Below are 275 nucleotides of genomic sequence, written 5' to 3' on the forward strand. Positions count from 1 at the left end.
GCCCAAGCCCTAAATCGCCAACGCGGGTATCAGGTGAAATGGATAAACTGACCTGTGCGAGCAGCTTCTGACAGCGTAGCGTCATCAGGTCATAATCCATAATGCCATTGTGGGTTATTTCGTTACCCAGGAAGATATTTTCCAGCACGGTCAATTCTTTCACCAGGGCCAATTCCTGATGAATGATGGCGATACCTTTGCGTTCGGTATCGCGGATGTGACTCGCCTGAATCTCTTCTCCCGCAAAAATAATTTCGCCTTCGTAGGAGCCATGG

At 49.1% G+C, this 275-nt stretch carries 1 pseudogene; it reads right to left on the minus strand.

The window, feature by feature from the left end:
* A pseudogene (locus SB756_RS29820) lies at positions 1-275 on the minus strand (D-xylose ABC transporter ATP-binding protein); the annotation flags it as partial.

This window comes from Pseudomonas sp. SIMBA_068, assembly GCF_046534705.1.
GTDB lineage: Bacteria > Pseudomonadota > Gammaproteobacteria > Pseudomonadales > Pseudomonadaceae > Aquipseudomonas > Aquipseudomonas putida.